Genomic DNA, 22,965 nt, shown 5'->3' on the forward strand with positions numbered 1-22,965 from the left:
CCGGCGGGTTTATGAGCTCAAGCTGAAACGCACGGCGATCCCGTGCGGCTATCGGCAGCTTTCGGACACACGGCCATTTCTGAGTGTTCCCGAGGTCAATAGAAGCTCACTCCCCATTTGATACCTGATTAGCCGCCCGGAGTGCTCCATGCCTGATTACCGCTCGAAAACATCCACCCACGGCCGCAACATGGCCGGAGCCCGCGCCCTGTGGCGCGCCACGGGGATGAAAGACGCCGACTTCAAGAAGCCGATCATCGCCGTCGCCAACTCGTTCACCCAGTTCGTGCCCGGCCACGTCCACCTCAAGGACATGGGCCAGCTGGTTGCCCGCGAGATCGAACGTGCCGGCGGCGTCGCCAAGGAATTCAATACCATCGCCGTGGATGACGGTATCGCCATGGGCCACGACGGCATGCTCTATTCGCTGCCGAGCCGCGAGATCATCGCCGACTCCGTCGAATACATGGTCAACGCCCACTGCGCCGACGCCATCGTCTGCATTTCCAACTGCGACAAGATCACTCCCGGCATGCTGATGGCCGCCCTGCGCCTGAACATCCCGGTGATCTTCGTCTCCGGCGGCCCGATGGAAGCCGGCAAGACCAAGCTCGCCGCCCACGGCCTGGACCTGGTAGACGCCATGGTCATCGCCGCCGACTCCAGCGCTTCTGACGAGAAGGTTGCCGAGTACGAGCGCAGCGCCTGCCCGACCTGCGGCTCATGCTCCGGCATGTTCACCGCCAACTCGATGAACTGCCTCACCGAAGCCCTGGGCCTGGCGCTGCCGGGCAACGGTTCGGCCCTGGCGACCCACTCCGACCGCGAGCAGCTGTTCCTGCAGGCCGGCCGGACCATCGTCGAGCTGTGCCAGCGTTACTACGGCGACAACGATGACTCGGTGCTGCCGCGCAACATCGCCAACTTCAAGGCGTTCGAAAACGCCATGACCCTGGATATCGCCATGGGCGGTTCCACCAACACCATCCTGCACCTGCTGGCCGCCGCCCAGGAAGCCGAGATCGATTTCGACCTGCGCGACATCGACCGCCTGTCCCGCCATGTGCCGCAACTGTGCAAGGTCGCGCCGAACATCCAGAAGTACCACATGGAAGACGTGCACCGCGCCGGCGGGATCTTCAGCATCCTCGGCGAGCTGGCTCGTGGCGGCCTGCTGCACACCGACCTGCCGACCGTGCACAGCAAGACCCTGGCCGACGGCATCGCCAGGTGGGACATCACCCAGACCGACGACGAAGCGGTGCACACCTTCTTCAAGGCCGGCCCGGCCGGTATCCCGACCCAGACCGCGTTCAGCCAGTCGACCCGTTGGGAAACCCTGGACGACGACCGTGAAAACGGCTGCATCCGCAGTGTCGAGCACGCCTATTCGAAAGAAGGCGGCCTGGCCGTGCTGTACGGCAACATCGCCCTGGACGGCTGCGTGGTGAAAACCGCCGGTGTCGACGAGTCGATCCATGTGTTCGAAGGCAACGCGAAGATCTTCGAAAGCCAGGACAGCGCCGTGCGCGGCATCCTCGCCGACGAAGTGAAGGCCGGCGACATCGTGATCATTCGCTACGAAGGTCCGAAAGGCGGTCCGGGCATGCAGGAAATGCTCTACCCGACTTCCTACCTGAAATCCAAGGGCCTGGGCAAAGCCTGCGCCTTGTTGACCGACGGTCGCTTCTCCGGCGGTACGTCAGGCCTGTCCATCGGTCACGCTTCTCCGGAAGCCGCCGCTGGTGGCGCCATCGGCCTGGTGCAGGATGGCGACAAGGTACTGATCGACATTCCGAACCGCTCGATCAACCTGTTGATCAGCGACGAGGAAATGGCCGCCCGCCGTGCCGAGCAGGACAAGAAAGGCTGGAAGCCGGTGGAAAGCCGCCCACGCAAGGTGACCACTGCACTGAAGGCCTACGCACTGCTCGCCACCAGCGCCGACAAGGGTGCGGTCCGCGACAAGGCAATGCTGGACAAGCTGGTGCCGTAAGCACCGCGCCGTCCATGAAAAACCCGGCCGAGGCCGGGTTTTTTATTGCCTGTCTGATCAGCCGTGATGACTGGCTATCCCTGGGAGTGGGCAAGCCCGCTCCCACGGCAACAAGGCGTAGCCCCTACAGGAAGATCCGGGCTTACTGGATATCTTCAGGCTTGACGATCACCCAGTTCTTGTCCGCCGTCACCGGCAAGCCTTCCTTGGCCTGGGCCTCGGCGTAGGTCTTCATCATGCCGTTGAGCTGGGTCATGTACTTGTCCTTGCGGTTGACCCACAGGTGCACGCCGCCCTTGGCCACGTCGACGCTGTGGAACAGCATGTAGCCGTCGCTCGAAGGAGTGTCGCCGCCTACCAGCACCGGTTTCTTCCACTGGTCGATATAGGTCAGGATGGCCGCCTGCTTGCCGGCCATCCAGGTCGCCGGGGTCCACAGGTATGGGGTCAGTTCCAGGCCGAGGTTGGCCTTCTCGTCATACTTGCCGGCGCTGATCTGCTTGCGCGCGGTGGTCAGCTCGCCGGTCTTGCGGTCCTTGAGCAAGGTGGTCACGCCGATCACGTTCTGCGGCTTGACGTTGTAGCCGTACTTCGGATCCGCCGCGACCATGCGCACCAGTTCTTCCGACGCAGCGGTCATCACGTAGACCTCGATGCCGTTCTCCATCAGCTTGTTGTACAGCTCGGCCTGGCCGGTAAAGACCTTGGGCGGCTGGACCTCGATGTTCTTCACCACGTCGCCATCGTAGTAAGTGCTCGGCACCGGCTTGCCGGAGGCCATGAGCTCGTCGACGTAACCCTTGAGTTCCTTGAGGGTGAAGCCGGAGAACACCTGGGCCACCCAGGGGTAGCAGACCATGTCGTCGACTTCACAGAGGCGGTAGTAGTAGCTGAACAGGCTTTCCTTGTGGTCGGCGGTGTCCTTGAACGGGATCAGTTTCAGGGACGGATCCAGGGTTTCGCGGGTAATCAGCCCCTTGTTCTCCATGAACGGCAGCAGCGACTCTTCCAGGTCATAGCGATAGCTGGTGTTGTCCATGTCGAACACCGCGAAATTGCCCTTGTTGGCATTGGCGGCGATCATCGCGTCCAGCTGCTTGGCCTGAGCTTCGGGCCAGTGTTTCAGCTCGGTGGCGAACGCCTGGCCGGCAAGGCCCAGGCAGAGTGCGGCGGCGAGAAGTTTGGGGACGAATTTCATTGGCGGTATCTCCCTGACTGAAAGTCATCGACGCTAACAAATCTGTATGACAGTCCTCATCCGAGCGCGACCGCCTGCATCCTGATCACGTCACCGGCATTCGCCCCAGCGCCACCGGCTTATTCCAAAAACGACACACACCATTCCATTTAGATATTAAATTCATATATATCAAGCTGTTAGGCTTATCGGTTCACCATCAACCAGGATCGGTGCGAGAACTCGCCGAGCGGCGATCAGGCAAGCCTGTTTCTAACGCAGCATGATCGTCGCGCAGGCAGTTGCCGTACAGAGCCAGGAGTGATGGGCACCTATTGTTTTCGGAGTCTTCATGAACCTGCCGCTGATCCTCAATCTGCTGGTGTTCCTCGCCCTGCTGCTGGGCCTGGCACAAACCCGCCACACCGCCTGGAGCCTGGCGAAGAAGGTCCTGTTCGCCCTGGTACTGGGGGTGGTTTTCGGCGCGAGCCTGCATGCCATCTACGGTGATGGCAGCCCGGTACTCAAGGCCTCCATCGCCTGGTTCGACCTGGTGGGCAACGGTTATGTGCAGTTGCTGCAGATGATCGTCATCCCGCTGGTGTTCGCCTCGATCCTCAGCGCCGTGGCCCGCCTGCACAATGCTTCGTCCCTGGGCAAGATCAGCTTCCTGACCATTGGCACGCTGCTGTTCACCACCGCCATCGCCGCGCTGATCGGGATCGGCCTGACCAACCTGTTCGGCCTGACCGCCGAGGGCCTGGTCGCCGGCACCCAGGAAATGGCCCGCCTGCAGACCATCCAGACCGACTACGCGGGCAAGGTCGCCGACCTGAATATCCCGCAGCTGCTGCTGTCGTTCATTCCGCAGAATCCGTTCGCCGACCTGGCCCGGGCCAAGCCGACCTCGATCATCAGCGTGGTGATCTTCGCCGCCTTCATGGGCGTTGCCGCGCTGCAACTGCTCAAGGACGACGCCGAAAAGGGCCAGAAGGTGGTGAATGCCATCGATACCCTGCAAGCCTGGGTGATGCGTCTGGTGCGCCTGGTGATGAAGCTCACGCCTTACGGCGTGCTGGCGTTGATGACCAAGGTGGTGGCCGGTTCCAACCTGCAGGACATCATCAAGCTGGGCAGCTTCGTCGTGGTGTCCTATATCGGCCTGGGGCTGATGTTCGTGGTCCACGGCCTGCTGGTATCGCTGGCCGGGATCAACCCGCTGCGTTTCTTCCGCAAGATCTGGCCGGTGCTGACCTTTGCCTTCACCAGCCGCTCCAGCGCGGCGAGCATTCCCCTGAGCATCGAGGCGCAGACCCGCCGCCTGGGGATTCCCCAGTCCATCGCCAGCTTTGCCGCCTCGTTCGGTGCGACCATCGGACAGAATGGTTGTGCGGGGCTGTACCCGGCCATGCTGGCGGTCATGGTGGCGCCGACCGTAGGCATCAACCCGCTGGATCCACTGTGGATCGCGACCCTAGTGGCAATCGTGACCCTGAGCTCGGCCGGCGTGGCCGGTGTCGGTGGCGGCGCGACCTTTGCCGCGCTGATCGTGCTGCCGGCCATGGGCTTGCCGGTGTCCCTGGTGGCCTTGCTGATTTCGGTGGAGCCGCTGATCGACATGGGCCGCACGGCGTTGAACGTCAGCGGCTCGATCACCGCCGGCACCCTCACCAGCCAGTTCATGCAGCAGACCGACAAGTCCCTGCTGGATGCCGACGAGCATGCGGAGCTGGCTCAGGCCTGAGTCTCCCGGCGCTCGCTGGATCAGCTTCGGGGGCGAGTCCCCTCCCACAGGTGTGAAGGACATTGTGGGAGGGGGCTTGCCCCCGAAGCGTTCAGCTCCTTTCCCAGACCTCGAAGCTGAACGCCGGCTTGTCGTCCAGCGCCGGGTGCGGCTCGTTCGCCACCCGTTTCCACTGGTCTGGATCAAACTCCGGAAACCACGCGTCGCCTTCAGGGCTCAGCGCTACCCGGGTCAGGTACAAGCGGTCCGCGTGCTCCAGGCCCTGGCCATACAATTGCGCGCCGCCGATCAGCATCAGCTCGCTGGCGCCCTGTTCCAGCGCCCATTCCTCGGCCCGCGCCATCGCTTCTTCCAGCGACGGGAAAACCTCCGCGCCTTCCAGTCGCAGGCCCGCCTGGCGACTGACCACCAGGTTCAGCCGACCGGGCAATGGCCGGCCGAGGGAATCCCAGGTCTTGCGCCCCATGATGATCGGCTTGCCCAGGGTGGTGGCCTTGAAATACTTGAAATCCGCCGGCAAATGCCAGGGCATGCTGTTGTCGACGCCGATCACGCGGTTTTCACCGAGGGCCGCGATCAGGCTGAGGGGGAGTGTGTTTTTCATGCCGACGAGGATACCTGACACCTTGGTGCAGGCACTAGCCACAGCGGTTATGCTTCTGGCTCAACCCCGCAACAGGATGGCGCGTGACTGAACCGACTCCCCTGCAACGCCTCTGGCTGACCGAGACCGTGCGCCTGCGCGAAGAGCAGGCCGGTCCCCTGGAAGACCTCGAGGCCAACCGCCGCGCCCGGGCGGCCGGCGGCGACCTGGCGACCCGCATCCAGCACCGCGCCCTCTGGCTCGCCGAACGGGATGGCCAGCTCGACGCCCTGCGGCACTGGCTGCAAGGGGCGCGCCTGGCCCTGCTGCTGCTTGCCGTGCTGGTGATGCTCAGCGGTGCCGGCCTGGCCTTCGCCGCCCTGGGCAACGGGCAGGCACCGGTCAATGTGTTCTGGGCCCTGGGCAGCCTGCTCGGGTTGAACCTGCTGCTGTTGGCGAGCTGGGCCGCGGGCCTGTTGCTGGCGGGCGGCCATGGTGCCAGCCTGGGGCGATTGTGGCTCTGGCTCAGCGAAAAATTCGCCCGCGACGCCCAGGCCGTGCAACTGGTGCCGGCGCTGGCGCTCCTGCTGCAACGCCAGCGCCTGAACCGCTGGGCCATAGGCATCGTCGTCCATGGCCTGTGGCTGCTGGCCCTGCTCTGCGCGCTGGTGATCCTGCTGATGCTGATGGCGACCCGCCGCTACGGTTTTGTCTGGGAAACCACCATTCTCGGCGGCGACACCTTCGTCGGCCTGACCCAGGGCCTCGGCGCCCTGCCGGCCCTGCTGGGCTTCGACGTGCCCGGCGAAGCGATGATCCGCGCCAGCGGCAACAGCGCCCCCGACCTGGAAGGCGCGCGCCAGGCCTGGGCCGCCTGGCTGGTGGGAGTGCTGGTGGTCTACGGCGTGCTGCCGCGCCTGCTGCTGACACTGTTCTGCCTGTGGCGCTGGCATCGCGGCAGCCGCACCCTGCGGCTGGACACGAGCCTGCCCGGCTACGCCCACCTGCGCGAACGCCTGATGCCCAGCAGCGAACGCCTCGGCGTCAGCGATGCCGCCCCCGAGCACCTGCACAATGCCGCGGCCGGGGTCACCGCGCTCGACAGCGACGGCGCGCTGCTGGTGGCCATCGAGCTGGACGATCAACGGCCCTGGCCGCCGGCACTGCCCAAGGGCGTGAGGGACGCCGGTATCCTCGACAGCCGCGAGTCACGGCAGAAACTTCTTGAACAACTGACCCGCTTCCCGCCGGCACGCCTGGCGATCGCCTGCGACCCGCGCCGCTCGCCGGACCGCGGCAGCCTCGGACTGATCGCCGAACTGGCCCGCAGCGCCGCCGACACCCGCGTCTGGCTGCTGCAGGCACCGCTGGGCCAGGCATTGGACGCCGACCGCCTCGGCGACTGGCACAGCGCCTTGCGCCAGCTCGACCTGCCGTTCGCCGATTGCGCCCCGCTCACCTGGCTGGAGACCGGCCATGACTAAGCCGCTGAAACTGGCCGTGGTCGGCCACACCAATGTCGGCAAGACCTCGCTGCTGCGCACCCTGACCCGCGACGTGGGCTTTGGCGAGGTGTCCCATCGGCCCAGCACCACCCGCCATGTGGAAGGTGCCCGTCTGTCGGTGGACGGCGATGCCCTGCTGGAGCTGTACGACACGCCCGGCCTGGAAGACGCCATCGCCCTGCTCGACTACCTCGAGCGCCTGGACCGCCCCGGTGAACGCCTGGACGGACCGGCGCGGGTGGCGCGTTTCCTTGACGGCAGCGAAGCCCGGCAGCGTTTCGAACAGGAGGCCAAGGTCCTGCGCCAGTTGCTGGCGTCGGATGCCGGGCTGTATGTGATCGATGCCCGCGAACCGGTCCTGGCCAAATACCGCGATGAACTGTCGGTCCTCGCCAGTTGCGGCAAGCCGTTGCTGCCGGTGCTCAACTTCGTCAGCAGTGCTGCCCAGCGCGAACCCGACTGGCGTGAAGCCCTGGCCCGCCTCGGGCTGCATGCCCTGGTGCGCTTCGACAGCGTCGCACCGCCGCAAGATGGCGAGCGCCGGCTCTATGAAAGCCTGGCCCTGTTGCTGGAAGGCTCCCGCGCCCAGCTGGAGCGGCTGATCCTCGACCAGGAGGCCCAGCGCCAGGCACGCCGGCAAGGCGCCCACCGGCTGATCGCCGAGTTGCTGATCGACTGCGCCGCCTGTCGACGCCAGGTGGTCAGCGAGACCGACGCCGAAAGCCGCGCCATCACCGAACTGCACCAGGCGATCCGCCAACGCGAGCAGCGGTGCGTCGACGCCCTGCTCAAGCTCCATGCCTTTCGGGCCAGCGATGCGGCGGCGGCCGACCTGCCGCTGCTGGACGGGCGCTGGGGCGACGACCTGTTCAATCCAGAAACCCTCAGGCAACTGGGGGTGAAGGTCGGGGGCGGTATCGCCGCCGGCGCGGCGGCGGGGGCCGGAGTCGATCTGCTGGTGGGTGGCCTGACCCTCGGTGCCGCTGCCCTCGCCGGGGCCATCGCCGGCGGTGCGCTGCAGACCGCCCGTGGCTACGGCAGTCGCCTGCTCGGCAAGCTCAAGGGGCAACGTGAACTGACGGTCGACGACAGCGTGCTGCGCCTGCTGGCATTGCGCCAACGACAACTGCTGCGGGCCCTGGAGGCGCGCGGTCATGCCGCCATGGACAGCATCACCGTCGCGACGCCGCTGGACAAGACCTGGCGCGAAGGCAAGTTGCCTGACGTCCTGAACAAGGCCCGGGCGCATCCGCAGTGGTCGCCACTCAATCCCGGCATGAAGTTGAACCGGACCGAGCGCCAGGAGCAGATCACGGTACTGGCTCAACGAGTGGAAGAAACATGAAATCGCCCGGCGCATGGCCGGGCGATCCGCAGTACTCGACGGCAGGTGGCAACCCGCGGCTTATTGCTCGTGCCACTTGAATTGCAGGAAGGTGCCGGCCATTGTCCTGAGCAGTTCCTTGTCGGCCTTGTCGGCCATGCCGTTCCTGTCCAGATCGGTGTTGGTAAAGGAATCCGCTCGCCCGTTGCCGTCGCCGTCATAGGCGGTCGCACTGTAGACCAGCGACTGTTTGCCCCCGGCCTCGCAGCGATCGTGGAATTGCAGGCAAACGGCATTGGGCTTGCCGTTCTTGCCGTGATTGCCCACGAACATGCAAAGCACACGTTGCTCGCTCGCGCCCTTGTTGAACCAGTTCAATTTCAGGTAGGTGTTGGCAAACAGCTTGAGCAGGGCGATATCCGCCGGATCGATCCGGCCATCGTTGTTGATGTCCGCAGCAAAGGCAAAATCGCTCAGACCATCGCCAGAGATATCCAGGGCAATGGCCTCACCCACCACTTCATCGGGCTCGCACAGGTTTTTCTGGTAGAAGTGGAGCAGCACCGAATCGGCCTTTCCATTACCACTTCGATCCTGGGCAGTGACTCTCAAATAACGCATGACAAGTTCCTTTTGGTTAAGAGTCCGTCAAACTAAGCTACTGCCCTCAAGTTGGCGCCCACCCGTTTCCGGGGCGATCGTAAGAAACCACGCCGGCTCCTGAGGTCCACCAAAGCGTGTCGCCAATGCTCGATTCACGCCCGGCGGAGGGCATGAGCAGATCGCCCCCCTTGCCGCTTCTCGCCCGATGAGCATTGCCGCTGATGAAAAGCCTCCATCCTGGGCAGATACAACCAGTTCTGCGGGGCTTCGAGAATGAAACCTTCCAACGCCCCGATCCACTGCGCCAGCATCCGCTCGAAAGGGCCGTGGAGAATCCGCTCTATCACCTGCAACTCCCCGCGTTGCCCCAGGCGGACACGATGCCCCACCAGCAGAAGATCGCAGCCCAGCTTCGAGGCCAGGAACAGCGGGCCTTTGACAAATTGTGCATCCCGACCGAAGAACCGTCCCGCCATCGGCTCACCGAACCGAACACCGTCGAGGCTTACCGGCAGGTCGCAGAAAATGATCACCTGGTCACCGCGCTTCACCCCCCGGGCAATCGCCAGTGCCGTCTTCGGATCATTGCTGTCCAGAACCTCGATCACATGCCCCAGGCCTTCGAGGTTCTTGAGCGAGCCATGGGTAAACGGATCGCCGAAGTTCCAGATCGGAATAATGAACCGCGTGGGCGCGGTCCTGCGCTCGACCACGCAGGCCACGGCCATCCAGTACTCGCCACAATGGGGCAGCGCCATGATGGTCTGGCGCCTGGCCCCCCGTTGCCAGTGCCCGGCGGGATCGCACCACGGGATGGACCTGATCCAGGCCCGCAGATGTGCGGGCCGATGGCTCTGGTAAAGGTGTTGATAAATCCCCCGCTGGAACTGGATCGCGCTGTATTGGCAGGCCAGGACCCGGCAATGCCCGGGAGAAAAATCGAAGAGCTCCAGGTTCTGGCGACTGCGCCGGTATTCCACGCCTCGCCACCCCCGGGGCAAGTGGAGCAGGATCGTCGGCAACAGGGCCAGTAAACCGTGCACGGCATTGATCCGCAAAAGCACGGCCGTGATCGCCAGCAACTGCCTGCGCAGCCTGGCCTTGAACCTGGCCAGCCATAACCAGCGCTGCATCCGGCCACTCAGGCCACGGGGCATCATGGCTTCGCTGTCGCGCTGCTTTCGCCGTCAACCGGCACCAGACGGCCTTCGGACATCTGCAAGACCGTCGTACAGGCATCCGCCACCTCCCGGTCATGGGTGACCACGACACAGGCCAGGGGCAGCCGGCGAATCGTCTCGATCACCACATCGCGCGATGCCTGATCCAGATGGGCCGTCGGCTCGTCGAGCAGCAGCAACTGCGGCCGCCGATACAGCGCCCGGGCGATCAACAGGCGTTGCCGTTGCCCGGAGGACAACTGGATGCCCACCGAGCCCAGTTGCGTGTTGAAACCATTGGTCAGTTGCAACACGCACTGGAGCAAGCCCACCTGCTCGACACAAGCCTGTAGCCATGGGCCGTCCAGCTCGTCGTCCATCACGATATTGTCGACCAGGGTACCGTCGACGATCTCACCCTGGGCCATGACATAGGCCACGCTCTGGCGATAGCGGCGCAGGCCGAAATGTCGCAGCGCCTGGCCGTTGATGCGGAACAAGCCTGCATCCAGCGGATAAAAGCCGGCCAGGACCTTGAGGAAGGTGCTCTTGCCACAGCCGGAAGGGCCCAGGATAGCGATCTTCGCGCCCTGCCCCTCAAGGCTGAAATCCAGCTTGTCGAAGGTCGGGCGCTCGAACGAGCTGTAGCAGAACCGCGCGTCCTGCATGCGGATGGAGCCGATGGATTCGCGCTGTCCGAGCGGGCTGCTGCTGTAGACACAGGACTCGAACGGTTCCGGTTGCTCGTCGACGATGTCATCCAGCCGTCCCAGCTCGACCCTCACCAACCGCAGGTTCATGTAGCCATCCACCAGCTTGAAGGCGCATGCCATGAACATGTCCTTGTACAGTACGAAGGCAAACAGATCGCCGACGCTGTTCTCGCCATTCAACACCGCCAGGGCCCCCAGCGCACTGACCAGCAGCGAGTGGCCGTGGGACAGGCCCTCATGCACCACCTGGTTCATCGCCTGCATACGCTGGACCCCGGCGCGGGCCGTTTCGGTGTCCGCCTGTCGATTGCTCCAGGACGCCAGTTTCGCCGCTTCGTAGTGATAGAGCTTCATCGACTCGATGCCACCGAGGACTCCCAGCAACGTGACGTTGCGCAGGGTCTCGGCCTCGATCGAGGCCTTGTGGCGCTTTTCCATCGCCGGCAGAGTCAGACCCCGAAAGAGAAAAAACAGCAGACACAACGCCAGGGACAAACCCGCCAGCTTGAGATTGATCAGCGCCATCAGCAGCAGGAAGACCAGGGCGAACAGGCTGTCGATGCCGATGTCCATCCACCCCGCCGTGAACGGAAGATAGACCTTGTCTGCGGCCTGGGTGCGTCGCAGGAGATCGCCCGGGGCGCGACGCTCGAAATAGCCCAGCGGCAGGCGCAGCAAGCGGGCGATGACGCCGGTCGAGAGATCCTGGGTGAGCGCGACCCGCAGTTGCGCATCCAGCAGTGCCCGCAGCCAGGCGGCGACGGTCTTGAACAGAAAAATCCCGCCGAAGACATACAGGATCAGGTACAGGAAATCCTCATCGTTCTTGGCAACGACCTCATCGATCGTCAGCGAGAACAGCTTCGGCGCGGCGATCCCGCCCAGGTAGCCGACCACTGACAGCAGTCCCATGGGAATCAGGTAGCGCAAGAGCCACGGGTTCTTGCGCAGCAGGCTGGCAAAGCCCAGCGACGCCGGGACCCGGACGCCGGCCTGCAGGGTAAAGGCCAGGCCCGGGAGCATTTCCAGGGCGACACCACTGAACAGCGGCAAGGCTTCTTCCCAGGTGTAGAAACGCCGTCCCACCGCCGGGTCGACCAGGTGCAGGCCGGTTCTGCTCACCGCCTCCAGCACCACGAAATGCCGGTTGTTCCAGAACAGGATCGATGGCGTACGCAGTTGTCCGAATCCGTCGAGCAGGGTTTTCAAGGGGCGACAGGTAAACCCCAGCTCGTCGGCCACCTTGATGAGCTGGAACAATGACATGCCGTCCCGCGCCACGCGGTAGTCCCGTCGCAGTTGACGCAGGGCCAGGTGCTTGCCGTGGTAACCGGCGACCATGGCAAGGGAGGCCAGGCCGCACTCGGACATTTCGTCCTGCAGGATCACCGGCACGCGCTTGCGCAGCCTCTGCCCGGAGCGCGCCAGGGCATCGCGCAATACCGCCTTGAGCCCACTCATGTCGGCTCGTCCGTCACCGCCGGTGCAGGCCGGGCCGCCGGCCACACGCCGGGATTACGTTCCAGCCCCTTGAGCACGGGCAGGAACAGCCACTCCATCAGGCTCAGGCGCTCCAGGCTCAAGGAGCCCCTGAGGGTCATGCCGTCCTTGAGCCAGTCCTGGCGAATACGGGTGTGAGGAGCACTGAAATCCGGCTGTACCTCCACCAGGTAGGTGGGCGCCTCCCGCGCTTCATCGCCGGTCTCGCCGGGGATCGCCGCCCTGTAGGTGCTGGCGGAACTGTGCACGATGGCGCCTTTGACAACACCATGACGCTCATAGGGAAAAGCATCGAAACGCAAGATCACCTCGGTACCGGGTGTAGCGAAACCAATGGCCGACGGGCTGACGTCCAGCATGATCCGCAGCTGCGGATCCGCGGCCCGGGCGGCCCGCAGCAGCAACATCGGATGGCCCGCCTCGACCCGGCCGCCGGCAAATGCCGCCACGGTGTCCACGACGCCATCCACGGGAGAAAGCAGTACATATCCCTGGTTCTTGCCCAGGGATTCCAGGCGTTCCAGCCACTCGTTGCGCTGGCGGGCGAACTGCCCCAGGCGAGCCGCCAGGTCCTGGTCCGCCTGGCTGACGCGCTGCTGCAACTCCAGGCTCCGCTGCTGTGTGCTGGTCCTTGCCAGCTCGTTGCTGGCCTGGTCCTCGAGGGCCGACTCATGGACCACCACCGCCTGATCCCTGGCTGAGCCGGAAACCGCGCCCTCGCCCGCCAGTTGCTCATGGCGCTGTCGCTCGTCCAGGGCGGTGCGGACCCGGCGCTGGATCGATTGCCCGATGCGGCTGTTGAGCGCCAGATCCTCATCCAGTTGACGCAGTTGGCGTTGCAAAAGGTCCTGATGGGCGACGTGGGCGGAGCGGGCCAGGCTTTCTTCCGCCGCCAGCTCATCGAGCAGGTTGTTCAGGCGCTCGATATTTCTGGCGGAGAGGGCCCGGTCACTGTCGGCCTCGATATTTTCCGGGCCCACCGTGCGCAGGCGAATCAGCGGCTGGCCGCGCTTGACCGGGGAGCCGGCACCCACCAGCACCTCGTCGACATGGGCCGCCTTCTCATTGGCGATACGCACCACATCGCGGGTCATTACCCGCCCCTGGACCTCTTCCTTCCTGAGATAGCTTCCCGTCGACAGCAGCACCATCACCGCCACGACAAAAAGACCGAGCACCGCGCCCAACAGCAAGGGCCGCAACGCCGATCTCGGGGTGACCGTCCCCCATTCGAGCATAAGTAAATCCGTACAGGGGAAGTTCGCCGTGAATCAGGCATCGGACAAACGGGGCGAGGTCATCGACCTGCCCCGTCTGATGCTATTGCTTCAGCTCCATGGTTTGAGCGGAGTACTGAAAAAATCGCCCAGGTTGTTGAAGAAGTCGGCGAATACCGCGCCCGCATCGGCCCCCCAACCGGCCCCGCGGATATCCATGGTTTCATCGAGGGTCATTTCCTGCGGGGCATTGTCTTGCTGCTTAACATCTTCCATCGGGATACCTCACTGATCGAGTTATGAAAAACACATCAGGCCGGACACACTGTCCGGCTTGAATTTCATCGCACTCCACGGGCCCGGGGGCATTGCCGGAGTGCGCGATCATTCTCCCAAGCAGCCAGGAAGGGAACTATAAGACCGGCGAGTATCCGGTGCCTGAATCGGCACCAGCCAAACCAGAACTATGCCTCGCGAGCTGTAGTATCAATCACAGGTTTACTCAGCAGGTGTTGCGCCTTGTCTCTCAAAAGCTGCAAGTCGATGAGCGGAGTGTGGCGCTGCTTGGCCTGCTCGTCCCAATGACGCATCCGCAAACTCACGCCGCACAAGGGGTCCAGCTCGAAGGCCCGAGCCTCCTCCGGGCTCATGACACCCCCCTGGTACTCCAGCGTACGGCGACTGGCCTCGCTCAGGCGCTCGTAGTACCCGGGATCGGTCAATGTCAGATAACGCTTGGCCTGCACGTGATACTCCACCAGCCGGGCCAGCCGCTCGCTGAAACCGGCCCGGCGCAGATAATCCGCGCCCAGGCGCTCATGGCTGACAACGCCATAGCCGCCCATATCCCCCACGGGCTGCTCACCGGCCGGGCAGATATGCCCGATATCGTGAAAGAACGCCGCCAGCACCACTTCATCGTCGAAGCCTTCGGCCATCGCCAGTTGCGCGGCCTGGGACATATGCTCCAGCTGCGAGACCGGTTCGCCGATATAGTCCGCGTCGCCAAACCGCCCATAGAGGCCGAAGACCTCGTCCAGTACCCGTTCGACCTGGTTCATGCGGACTCTCCCAGCAAAGCGGCAAGGTTGTTTTCGGCCATCTGCGGGCCGACGCTCATGCCGACCCCGGTGTGCATCAGCGCGGCACTGACCCCCGGCGCCGCCCGCAGGAACGAGAACGGGCCCGGCCCCTTCGAACCGTAGACACCCTGCCACCGTTCCAGCACCTGGACCTTGCAGCCCAGGGTGTGCTCGGCCAGCTCCAGCATCCAGGTGTCCACCTGTTCGGCATTGAAAGGCGAAGCATCGCTGCCGTAATGGTGGGAGTCGCCGATGATCAGCTCGCCATGGGGCGTCGGACTGATCAGCAGATGGATACCGTGTTCCTGCAGGTGCGGGCTCTCGCGCTGGATCTGTTCCCGCACCGCCGCCGCCTCGGGCAGGTCGCAGAACGCCCCGTAGTGCACGCAGCTCAGGCCGGTCAGCACCGCGTGTTGCAGGTCCAGGCTGTTCGACAGCGGGCGCGCGCGAAGCATTTGCAGACGACAGATGCCCGGCTGCAACCGGGCCATCGATTCGGCCAGCAGCGTCTGATAGTCATGACCCGAACAGACGATGATCTGCTCGCCGCGAAAGCTGCCGGCGGTGCTGTGCAACCGGCCGGGCTCGACCTCGCGCACCAGCGTCGAGAAGTGGAATTCCACGCCCAGTTCGCGGCGCAGGTAGTCGATCAGCGTCGGGATCGCCTCGCGGGAATACAGTTGCTGGTCGTCCAGGCCATGCAGGGCGGCACGGTGATGACTGAACTGGCCGTCGTGCAGGGCGTGCAGGTCCTGGCCCCGCAGCAACTTCACCCGATAGCCGTGCTCCCCGGCACGTCTGGTACAGAACGCCTCCAGCAGATGTTCTTCCGCCTCGGTACGGGCGAAGAGCAGCGAGCCGTTGCGCTTGAGCTGAAAACCGGCCTGCCGTGACCAGTGGTCCCAGATGTCCCGGCTGGCACGCGCCAGGTCGAGCATCACGCCCGGCGGCTGGCCGGTGACCAGGGCCTGGCCGAAGTTGCGCACGGACGCGCCGAGGGGAGTCGCGCTGCGCTCGAAGACCTTGACCCGCAGGCCACGGCGGGCGGCGGCGTAGGCATGGGACAGGCCCAGGATGCCTGCGCCGACGATGAGAATGTCGTTGTGAGTTTCCATGGGTATTCCGTGGGGAATGGCCGCTACGCGGTTCGCGGGCAAGCCCGACTCCCACAGGACTCGCGTCGTTCACAAAAACAGGGATCGACACAACATCTTGTGGGAGCCGGCTGGCCCGCGATAGTGGTCCGGGGGTTATTGGGCGACTTTTTCCGACTTGCCGTCATAGCGCTTGCGCCACTCGGTGAGGATCTCGTCGCGGTTCTTCGAGGCCCAGGCGAAATCGTTCTTGATCAGGCGCTGTTCGTAGTCGGCCGGCAGTTCGGTCTGCGGCTTGGCGATTCCCGGCTGGGCCAGCACGGCGAAGTTTTCCTTGTACAGTTCCATGGCCGCCGGACTGGCGGAAAAGTCGGCGAGTTTCTTCGCCGCATCTTCATGCGGGGTGCCCTTGATCACCGCGGTGGCCTCGATTTCCCAGCCCAGGCCTTCCTTCGGCAGGATGATGTCCAGCGGCGCGCCCTGGCGCTTGAGCTGCACGGCCGGGTATTCGAAGGAAATCCCGATCGGGAACTCGCCGGAGGCCGCCAGCTTGCACGGCTTGGAACCGGAGTGGACGTACTGGCCGATGTTCTGGTGCAGGTCATCCATGTATTTCCAGCCCTGCTTCTCGCCGAAGGTCTGCAACCAGGCGCTGACATCGAGGAAACCGGTGCCGGACGAAGCCGGGTTGGGCATCACGATCTTGCCCTTGTACTCGGGCTTGGTCAGGTCCTGCCAGCTCACCGGCTTGGTCAGGTGCTGCTTCTCGGCTTCGACGGTGTTGAAGCAGATGGTCGCGGCCCAGACGTCCATGCCCACCCAGGACGGGGGGTTGGCGGCGTCACGATAGTTGCTGCCGATCTTGCCCAGGTCTTTCGGTGCGTAGCTCTGCAACATGCCTTGCTGGTCGAGGATCGCCAGGCTCGAAGCCGCCAGGCCCCAGACCGCGTCAGCCTGCGGACGGGCTTTTTCGGCCAGCAGCTTGGCGGTGATGATGCCGGTGGAATCGCGCACCCACTTGATTTCGACGTCCGGGTTGGTCTTCTCGAACGCGTCCTTGTAGCTCTTGAGCTGTTCGGCTTCGAGGGCGGTGTAGACGGTCAGCTCGGTTTTCGCGGCAAAGGCATTCAGGCTGAACGCCGAGAGGACAGCAGCGGCAAGAGCCAGTGGGGTGAACAGGCGTGACTTGGACATGGCGCGGTTCCTTGAGTGAGTGCGAGTTGATCGGGTGGGCGAATCAATGGCCGGGCGCGGTCTGCCGCCAGGCCTGGGAGCGTCGCAGCAAACCGCGCGAGGCCCAGGCCAGCAGCAGGGACACGCCCGCCGAGGTGAAGAGGATCAGGGTCGACATGGCCGCCGCGCCGCCGACATTGCCGGCGTCGTCCATGTTCAGCACCGCCACCGCCGCGAGGATGGTGTCGGGGCTGTAGAGGAAGATCGCCGCCGAAACGGTGGTCATGGCCGAGACGAACAGGTAGCGGATGATGTCCAGCAGCGCCGGCAGGCAGATCGGCACAGTCACCTTCAGGTAGTGCCGGTACAGCGGCGCCTTGAGCGACAGCGCGGCGGCCTCGAACTCCCCGTCGAGCTGACGCAGGGCGGTGGTGGCGGTCATCTGCGCGGTGGTCAGGTAGTGCGCGATGGTGCAGACCACCAGCAGCGTCATGGTCCCGTAGAACACATGCAGCGGGTTGCCGTTGAGGTTGAAGAAGAACACGTAGCCAAGGCCCAGGACCAGGCCCGGCACGGCCATCGGCACGAAGCTGAGCATGCGCAACGCCAGGTTCAGGCCGCGCTGGCCGCGGGTTTTCTCCATCAGGTAGGCGCCGGTGAAAATCAGCGCGCTGCCGATCAGCGCCGTGCACAGCGCCAGGGTCAGGCTGTTGCGATAGGCCAGCCAGCCGCCACCCGCCGTTTCATTGAACTGATAGTGGTTGAGGGACAGCGACAGGTTGTACGGCCAGAACTTCACCAGCGACGAGTACACCGCCATGCCGAACACCAGCAGCAGCGCGGCGCAGATCAGCAGGACAATCGCCAGGTAGCAGCCATCGCGCAGCGGCGAACGGGCCGGCTGGAACACCTGGGCACGACCGCTCATGGCCTCGCCATGACGCCGGCGCAACCAGGCATCGACGGCAAAGCTCAGCAGCGCGGGCAACAGCAGGATCATGCCGATCAGCGCGCCCCGCCCGAACTGCTGCTGGCCGACCACCGCCTTGTAGGCTTCCAGGGCCAGGACCTGGTAATCGCCACCGACGACCACGGGCACGCCGAAGTCGGTGATGGTCAGGGTGAAGACCAGGCAGAAGGCGGCGAACACCGCCTGCCGGGTCGCCGGCCAGGTGATGCTGCGAAAGGCTTTCCAGGGACCGGCGCCCATGCTCGACGCGGCGTCGAACAGTCGGGCATCGGCCAGGGACAAGGCCGACAACAGAATCATCAGGGCATGGGGAAAGGTGTAGATGACTTCGCCGAGGACAATGCCCCAGAAGCCGTAGATATTGTCCGGGAACAGCCCGCGCAACAGGCCCTGGTTGCCGAACAGGTAGACCAGGGCAATGCCCGGCAGCATCGACGGCGCCATCAGCGGCAACAGCGACAGACCGCGCCACAGGGTCTTGCCGGGAATCAGGGTGCGTTGCAACGCATAGGCGAACAGGTAGGCCAGCGGCACGACAATCGCCGCCACGCTCATGGACACCTTCAGGCTGTTACCCAGCAACCAGTGAAAGTTGTCGCTGTTCAGCAGTTCCTTCGCGGCGAGCCAGCCACCCCCCTGCCCGGCCTCGCTGCTGAAACCGCGCCAGAAGATCGCCAGCAGCGGCAGCAATACCGCGACACCCAGCAGGCAGAGCCAGAGCACCTTGCCACCGACCACGAACAGACGGTCACCCAGATCGCCGCGCAAGGGCTTCACGCTCGACTTGCGCGCCAGCGGCAGGCTGATTTCGCCGGCCATCTCAGGCAAACACCTGGAGGCTGCGCGGTGGCAGGGCGACCCAGATATCCGGCGAGCCGAGGCGCGGCATATCCTGCGGACCGACTTCGGCCAGCAGCGGATGACCGGGCAATTCGTTGAGTTCGAAGCTCATGCGACAGCGGTTGCCGAGGAAGGTGATTTCGCGCACCCGCGCCGGGAACAGGTTTTCCTCGTGCACCGGCGGATTGACGCTGATCGACTCCGGGCGGCAGAACAGCCGGCCGGAACCGGCCCGCGAGGCGCCTTCGGCGAGGCGCACATCCATATTGCCGACCCGCGCGTGATGGGCACTGCGATGCTGGAACGGCAGCCAGTTGCCCTGGCCGACAAACTCGGCGACAAACGGCGTGGCCGGTCTGTCGTAGATTTCCTGGGGCGTGGCGTACTGCTCGACCTTGCCGTTGTTCATCACGGCAATGCGATCGGCCATCAGCATCGCCTCATCCTGATTGTGAGTCACCATCAGGGTGGTGACGCCGAGGCTGCGTTGCAACTGGCGCAGCTCGGTGCACAGGTGCTCGCGAACCCGCGCATCGAGGGCCGACATGGGTTCGTCCAGCAGCAGCAACGACGGCGCCGGCGCCAGGGCGCGGGCCAGGGCGACACGTTGCTGCTGCCCGCCGGAGAGTTGGCCGGGATATTTTTTCTCGCTGCCGACCAGGCCCACCAGTTCGAGCATCTGACCGACGCGCTTGCGCACCTCATCACGGCCGCTGCCGGCCAGGCCGTAGGCGATGTTCGCTTCCACCGTCAGGTTGGGAAACAAGGCGTAGGACTGGAACAGGATGCCGTAGTCCCGCGCCTGGGGCGGCAGTTCGGAAACGTTGCGATCGCCGAGGAACAGCTCGCCGTCGTCCTGGCGCTCGAGGCCGGCGATGCAGCGCAGCAAGGTGGTCTTGCCGCAACCGGACGGCCCCAGCAGACAGACCAGTTCGCCGGCGGCGACATCGAGGGAGACATTATCCAGGGCGGTGAAGGCGCCGAAACGCTTCTGTACACCGCGCACTTTCATCGGTGCGCCCGGATTGGCCAGGACTGTGGCGATCGAGTTGTTCATGGACGGACCTCATCAAGCAGATGAGGGTCATGCTAGGGAGCGAATGCGTAGCCCGTGTGGCAATAAGGCAAAAGCTGCCGATAGTGGTATTGGCGGATTTGGGTTCAGACCGGCGCCATTTCCTGGGCCAGGCCCATGAACGCCGCCGGCAGGCGCGCCGACTTGCGCTCCTTGAGGCAATACAGGTACTCGGGAATCTGCGGCGCATTCTCGATGCTCAGCACCCGCAGTTGCGGATCGTGGGGCACTTCCTGGCGGGCAATGATGCTGATGCCGATATTGCGCAGCACCGCTTCGCGGATCGACTCGCGACTGCCGATTTCCAGCAGCGGGCCATGGCTGACCCGGGCATTGCGCAACAGCTCTTCCGTCAATTGCCGGGTGGTCGAGCCCGGCTCGCGCATCAGCAGGCAATGCCCGGCCAGCGCCGACAACGGCACATGCTCATGAATCGCCAGCGGATGATTGCGATGCACCGCCAGCACCAGCGGATCGCTGCCCAGCACCCGGCGGATCAGGCGCGGGTCCTCGAGCAACTGCGAAGATGCCGCGACATCGACGCGATAGTCCTCCAGGGCTTCCAGCACCTGCTGGGAATTGCCGATTTCCACCGACACCTCGACCTGGGGCAGACGTTCACGAAAGGCTTTCACCAGATCGAGAATGTAGTACGGCGCGGTCGCGGCGATGCGCAGGGTGCCCTGGACCTGGCCGCTGTTGCGCAGGAAAAACTCGATATCGGCTTCCTGCTGCAACAACGCCTTGACCATCGGCAGCAACCGCGCGCCCTCTTCGCTGACACTCAGGCGGCGCCCGCCGCGATAGAACAGCTCGACCGAGTACTGGCTTTCCAGGTGACGGATCTGGGTGGTGACCGTGGGCTGGCTGAGGCCGAGCTTTTTCGCCGCCTCGGTGATGCTGCCGAGGCGAGCGACCATGTAAAACGCCTTGAGCTCGGCACTCTTCAATTCGGCACTCGGCACATCACCCTCTCATCGTCTATTTGCGCAACAGGCGCAACCCATTGAACACCACCAGCAGGCTGACGCCCATGTCGGCGAACACCGCCATCCACATGGTCGCCATGCCGAGGAAGGTTACCGCAAGAAAGATCGCCTTGATGACCAGGGCCAGGGCGATATTCTGCTTGAGGATAGCCGCAGTCTGCCGTGAAAGGCCAATGAAAGCCGGGATCTTGCGCAGATCGTCGTCCATCAGGGCGACATCGGCGGTCTCGATGGCCGTGTCGGTACCGGCCGCCGCCATGGCGAAGCCGATCTCGGAGCGGGCCAGGGCCGGTGCGTCGTTGATCCCGTCGCCGACCATGCCGACCCGGTGCCCCTTGGCGTACAGGTCTTCGATGGCCTGCAACTTGTCGGTCGGCAGCAGGTCGCCACGCGCTTCGTCGATGCCCACCTGGGCGGCAATCGCGTTGGCGGTGTGCGGGTTGTCGCCGGTCAGCATCAGGGTCCTGATACCCATCTCGTGCAACTGGCGGATGGCTTCGCGGCTGGAGGCCTTGACCGTATCGGCAACGGCGAACAGTGCCAGCGGGCCGGAACGGTCGAGCAGCAGCACGACGGTCTTGCCCTGTTTCTCCAGGGCGAAGAGTTTCTCTTCCAGTGCCGGCGAGCACAGGCCGAGGTCTTCCACCAGACGGTGGTTGCCCAGGTGATAGCGCTGGCCGCCGATTTCACCCCGCACGCCGCGTCCGGCCAGGGCTTCGAAGGCCTCGACTTCCTGCAGCGGCAGTTGCTTGTCCTGGGCATCCCGGGCAATCGCCTGGGATACCGGGTGATCGGAACGGACCGCCAGGCTGGCGGCGATAGCCGGCGCGGATTCGCTCAGCAGCGGGTCCAGGGGCAGGAAGTCGGTCAGCACCGGCTTGCCGTGGGTGATGGTGCCGGTCTTGTCCAGGGCCAGGTAATCCAGCTTGTGACCGCTTTCCAGGTACACCCCGCCCTTGACCAGGATGCCCTTGCGGGCCGCCGCGGCCAGGCCGCTGACGATGGTCACCGGCGTCGAAATCACCAGCGCACACGGACAGGCGACCACCAGCAATACCAGTGCCCGGTAGATCCAGTCGAACCACAGGCCGCCCAGGAACAGCGGTGGAATCACCGCCACGGCCAGGGCGAAGGCGAACACCGCGGGGGTGTAGATCTTCGAGAAGCTGTCGACGAAACGTTGGGTCGGCGCCCGCGCGCCCTGGGCCTGCTCGACCGCGTGGATAATCCGCGCCAGGGTCGAATTGCCCGCGACCGCCGTTACCCGGTAGTCCATGGAACCGGCCTGGTTGATCGTCCCGGCGAACACCTTGTCCCCGGGGTTCTTCTCGATGGGCAGGCTTTCGCCGGTGATCGGCGCCTGATCGACACTGGAACTGCCATAGACCACCTCGCCATCCAGGCCGATGCGCTCGCCCGGCCGCACCCGCACCAGGGCGCCCAGTGCAATGCTTTTGACCTCGCGCTCGACCCAGCTACCGTCTTCCTCACGGACAGTGGCTTGCTCCGGGGTCATCTGCATCAGGCCGCCGATGGCGTTGCGCGCCCGGTCCAGCGAACGGGCCTCGATCAGTTCGGCGATGGTGAAGAGGAACATCACCATGGCCGCCTCCGGCCATTGCCCGATCAGCAAGGCGCCGGTGACGGCGATGCTCATCAGGGCGTTGATATTCAGGTTGCGGTTCTTCAGGGCGATCCAGCCCTTTTTGTAGGTGGTCAGGCCACCGCTGAGGATCGACACCAGGGCGATGATCGCCACCACCCAGTTCGGCGCGGCGCCGGTGAAGTGGATCACTTCGGCGCCCAGCGCGCCCAGCCCGGAAACGGCCAGCGGCCACCAGGATTTCCTGGCCGCAGGTGCACCCACGGCTTCGCTGCCCTCTTCCAGCGGGTCGGCCTGCATCCCCAGCGACTTGATGGCCTCGACAATCGGCGCGGTCGACGCTAGGTCGTGGGTCACGCCGAGAATGCGGTTGATCAGGTTGAATTCCAGCTGCTGCACACCCGCCAGCTTGCCGAGCTTGTTCTGGATCAGCGTCTGCTCGGTCGGGCAGTCCATCGCCTCGATACGGAAACGACTGAGCCGGGCCGTAGCGCTAGTGGTGGCGCTGAGCTTGATCAGCGCCGGCGCCTCGGCAGCGCCCGAACAGCAGCTGTGCTGATGCACGGCCTTCGCCGACGAGTGGTCATGAGCATGATCGTGGCTGTCGCCATGCTTGT

The 22,965-nt window shown here is 64.5% G+C and carries 18 protein-coding genes; 4 read left to right on the top strand and 14 right to left on the bottom strand.

The window, feature by feature from the left end:
- Nucleotides 1-148: 148 nt before the first annotated feature.
- Nucleotides 149-1,996, top strand: a complete 1,848-nt coding sequence (gene ilvD / locus KI243_RS30935; RefSeq protein ID WP_017124893.1) for a dihydroxy-acid dehydratase — start codon at nt 149-151, stop codon at nt 1,994-1,996.
- Nucleotides 1,997-2,138: 142 nt separating this feature from the next.
- Here ilvD and KI243_RS30940 read toward each other — a convergent pair whose 3' ends face one another.
- Nucleotides 2,139-3,194, bottom strand: coding sequence for a hypothetical protein (locus tag KI243_RS30940; protein ID WP_017124894.1), 1,056 nt, complete (start codon nt 3,192-3,194; stop codon nt 2,139-2,141).
- Nucleotides 3,195-3,525: 331 nt separating this feature from the next.
- Between KI243_RS30940 and KI243_RS30945 the strand changes: the two genes are divergently transcribed.
- A complete protein-coding gene (locus KI243_RS30945) occupies nt 3,526-4,917 on the top strand; it encodes an L-cystine transporter (protein WP_212810252.1) in 1,392 nt (463 codons plus the stop codon).
- Nucleotides 4,918-5,008: 91 nt separating this feature from the next.
- Here KI243_RS30945 and KI243_RS30950 read toward each other — a convergent pair whose 3' ends face one another.
- Nucleotides 5,009-5,521: a dihydrofolate reductase gene (locus KI243_RS30950; RefSeq protein ID WP_017124896.1), complete on the bottom strand. Its 513-nt coding sequence runs from the start codon at nt 5,519-5,521 to the stop codon at nt 5,009-5,011.
- Between the two features lie 83 nt (nt 5,522-5,604).
- Here KI243_RS30950 and KI243_RS30955 point away from each other — a divergent pair, with 83 nt between their 5' ends.
- On the top strand, nt 5,605-6,984 hold the full coding sequence (locus KI243_RS30955) for a DUF2868 domain-containing protein (RefSeq protein ID WP_212810253.1): 1,380 nt from the start codon (nt 5,605-5,607) through the stop codon (nt 6,982-6,984).
- The gene (locus tag KI243_RS30960; RefSeq protein WP_212810254.1) at nt 6,977-8,350 is read left to right on the top strand and encodes a DUF3482 domain-containing protein; all 1,374 of its coding nucleotides are present in this window, start codon (nt 6,977-6,979) and stop codon (nt 8,348-8,350) included. The genes KI243_RS30955 and KI243_RS30960 overlap by 8 nt, the downstream gene beginning before the upstream one ends.
- A 60-nt stretch (nt 8,351-8,410) precedes the next feature.
- Here the strand turns inward: KI243_RS30960 and KI243_RS30965 are convergent, their stop codons facing one another.
- The 12 genes from KI243_RS30965 to KI243_RS31020 all read right to left on the bottom strand — a co-directional run bounded on the left by KI243_RS30965 (nt 8,411) and on the right by KI243_RS31020 (nt 22,867).
- On the bottom strand, nt 8,411-8,950 hold the full coding sequence (locus KI243_RS30965) for a hypothetical protein (RefSeq protein ID WP_212810255.1): 540 nt from the start codon (nt 8,948-8,950) through the stop codon (nt 8,411-8,413).
- A 134-nt stretch (nt 8,951-9,084) separates the two neighbouring features.
- The gene (locus tag KI243_RS30970) at nt 9,085-10,089 is read right to left on the bottom strand and encodes a hypothetical protein (RefSeq protein WP_244861795.1); all 1,005 of its coding nucleotides are present in this window, start codon (nt 10,087-10,089) and stop codon (nt 9,085-9,087) included.
- Nucleotides 10,089-12,266: a peptidase domain-containing ABC transporter gene (locus KI243_RS30975; protein WP_178991300.1), complete on the bottom strand. Its 2,178-nt coding sequence runs from the start codon at nt 12,264-12,266 to the stop codon at nt 10,089-10,091. The genes KI243_RS30970 and KI243_RS30975 overlap by 1 nt, the downstream gene beginning before the upstream one ends.
- Nucleotides 12,263-13,543, bottom strand: coding sequence for an HlyD family secretion protein (locus tag KI243_RS30980; RefSeq protein ID WP_244861796.1), 1,281 nt, complete (start codon nt 13,541-13,543; stop codon nt 12,263-12,265). The genes KI243_RS30975 and KI243_RS30980 overlap by 4 nt, the downstream gene beginning before the upstream one ends.
- Nucleotides 13,544-13,633: 90 nt before the next feature.
- A complete protein-coding gene (locus KI243_RS30985; protein WP_017124904.1) occupies nt 13,634-13,798 on the bottom strand; it encodes a hypothetical protein in 165 nt (54 codons plus the stop codon).
- A gap of 188 nt (nt 13,799-13,986) precedes the next feature.
- Nucleotides 13,987-14,583 (bottom strand): phosphonate degradation HD-domain oxygenase, encoded by a 597-nt coding sequence (locus tag KI243_RS30990; RefSeq protein ID WP_177109105.1) that lies wholly within the window; start codon nt 14,581-14,583, stop codon nt 13,987-13,989.
- Entirely contained in the window at nt 14,580-15,719 is a 1,140-nt protein-coding gene (locus KI243_RS30995; RefSeq protein ID WP_212810257.1) for a TIGR03364 family FAD-dependent oxidoreductase, read from the bottom strand. The genes KI243_RS30990 and KI243_RS30995 overlap by 4 nt, the downstream gene beginning before the upstream one ends.
- Nucleotides 15,720-15,854: 135 nt before the next feature.
- The gene (locus KI243_RS31000) at nt 15,855-16,877 is read right to left on the bottom strand and encodes a putative 2-aminoethylphosphonate ABC transporter substrate-binding protein (RefSeq protein ID WP_042934833.1); all 1,023 of its coding nucleotides are present in this window, start codon (nt 16,875-16,877) and stop codon (nt 15,855-15,857) included.
- 58 nt (nt 16,878-16,935) lie between these two features.
- Entirely contained in the window at nt 16,936-18,660 is a 1,725-nt protein-coding gene (locus KI243_RS31005) for a putative 2-aminoethylphosphonate ABC transporter permease subunit (RefSeq protein ID WP_017124908.1), read from the bottom strand.
- Between the two features lies 1 nt (nt 18,661).
- Nucleotides 18,662-19,738, bottom strand: a complete 1,077-nt coding sequence (locus tag KI243_RS31010; RefSeq protein WP_177087110.1) for a putative 2-aminoethylphosphonate ABC transporter ATP-binding protein — start codon at nt 19,736-19,738, stop codon at nt 18,662-18,664.
- A 104-nt stretch (nt 19,739-19,842) separates the two neighbouring features.
- Complete coding sequence (locus KI243_RS31015; RefSeq protein ID WP_042934834.1) at nt 19,843-20,706, bottom strand: LysR family transcriptional regulator; 864 nt, start codon at nt 20,704-20,706, stop codon at nt 19,843-19,845.
- A 31-nt stretch (nt 20,707-20,737) separates the two neighbouring features.
- Nucleotides 20,738-22,867, bottom strand: coding sequence for a heavy metal translocating P-type ATPase (locus tag KI243_RS31020; RefSeq protein ID WP_244861923.1), 2,130 nt, complete (start codon nt 22,865-22,867; stop codon nt 20,738-20,740).
- Between the last annotated feature and the right edge of the window lie 98 nt (nt 22,868-22,965).

The sequence above is a fragment of the Pseudomonas sp. Ost2 genome (assembly GCF_018326065.1).
GTDB classification, from domain to species: domain Bacteria; phylum Pseudomonadota; class Gammaproteobacteria; order Pseudomonadales; family Pseudomonadaceae; genus Aquipseudomonas; species Aquipseudomonas gingeri.

Excerpts from the sequence above, each read along its gene's own strand:
- ilvD (WP_017124893.1), top strand. The coding sequence starts at position 149 with ATGCCTGATTACCGCTCGAAAACATCCACCCACGGCCGCAACATGGCC.
- KI243_RS30940 (WP_017124894.1), bottom strand. The coding sequence starts at position 3,194 with ATGAAATTCGTCCCCAAACTTCTCGCCGCCGCACTCTGCCTGGGCCTT.
- KI243_RS30945 (WP_212810252.1), top strand. The coding sequence starts at position 3,526 with ATGAACCTGCCGCTGATCCTCAATCTGCTGGTGTTCCTCGCCCTGCTG.
- KI243_RS30950 (WP_017124896.1), bottom strand. The coding sequence starts at position 5,521 with ATGAAAAACACACTCCCCCTCAGCCTGATCGCGGCCCTCGGTGAAAAC.
- KI243_RS30960 (WP_212810254.1), top strand. The coding sequence starts at position 6,977 with ATGACTAAGCCGCTGAAACTGGCCGTGGTCGGCCACACCAATGTCGGC.
- KI243_RS30965 (WP_212810255.1), bottom strand. The coding sequence starts at position 8,950 with ATGCGTTATTTGAGAGTCACTGCCCAGGATCGAAGTGGTAATGGAAAG.
- KI243_RS30970 (WP_244861795.1), bottom strand. The coding sequence starts at position 10,089 with ATGCCCCGTGGCCTGAGTGGCCGGATGCAGCGCTGGTTATGGCTGGCC.
- KI243_RS30975 (WP_178991300.1), bottom strand. The coding sequence starts at position 12,266 with ATGAGTGGGCTCAAGGCGGTATTGCGCGATGCCCTGGCGCGCTCCGGG.
- KI243_RS30980 (WP_244861796.1), bottom strand. The coding sequence starts at position 13,543 with ATGCTCGAATGGGGGACGGTCACCCCGAGATCGGCGTTGCGGCCCTTG.
- KI243_RS30985 (WP_017124904.1), bottom strand. The coding sequence starts at position 13,798 with ATGGAAGATGTTAAGCAGCAAGACAATGCCCCGCAGGAAATGACCCTC.
- KI243_RS30990 (WP_177109105.1), bottom strand. The coding sequence starts at position 14,583 with ATGAACCAGGTCGAACGGGTACTGGACGAGGTCTTCGGCCTCTATGGG.
- KI243_RS30995 (WP_212810257.1), bottom strand. The coding sequence starts at position 15,719 with ATGGAAACTCACAACGACATTCTCATCGTCGGCGCAGGCATCCTGGGC.
- KI243_RS31005 (WP_017124908.1), bottom strand. The coding sequence starts at position 18,660 with ATGGCCGGCGAAATCAGCCTGCCGCTGGCGCGCAAGTCGAGCGTGAAG.
- KI243_RS31010 (WP_177087110.1), bottom strand. The coding sequence starts at position 19,738 with ATGAACAACTCGATCGCCACAGTCCTGGCCAATCCGGGCGCACCGATG.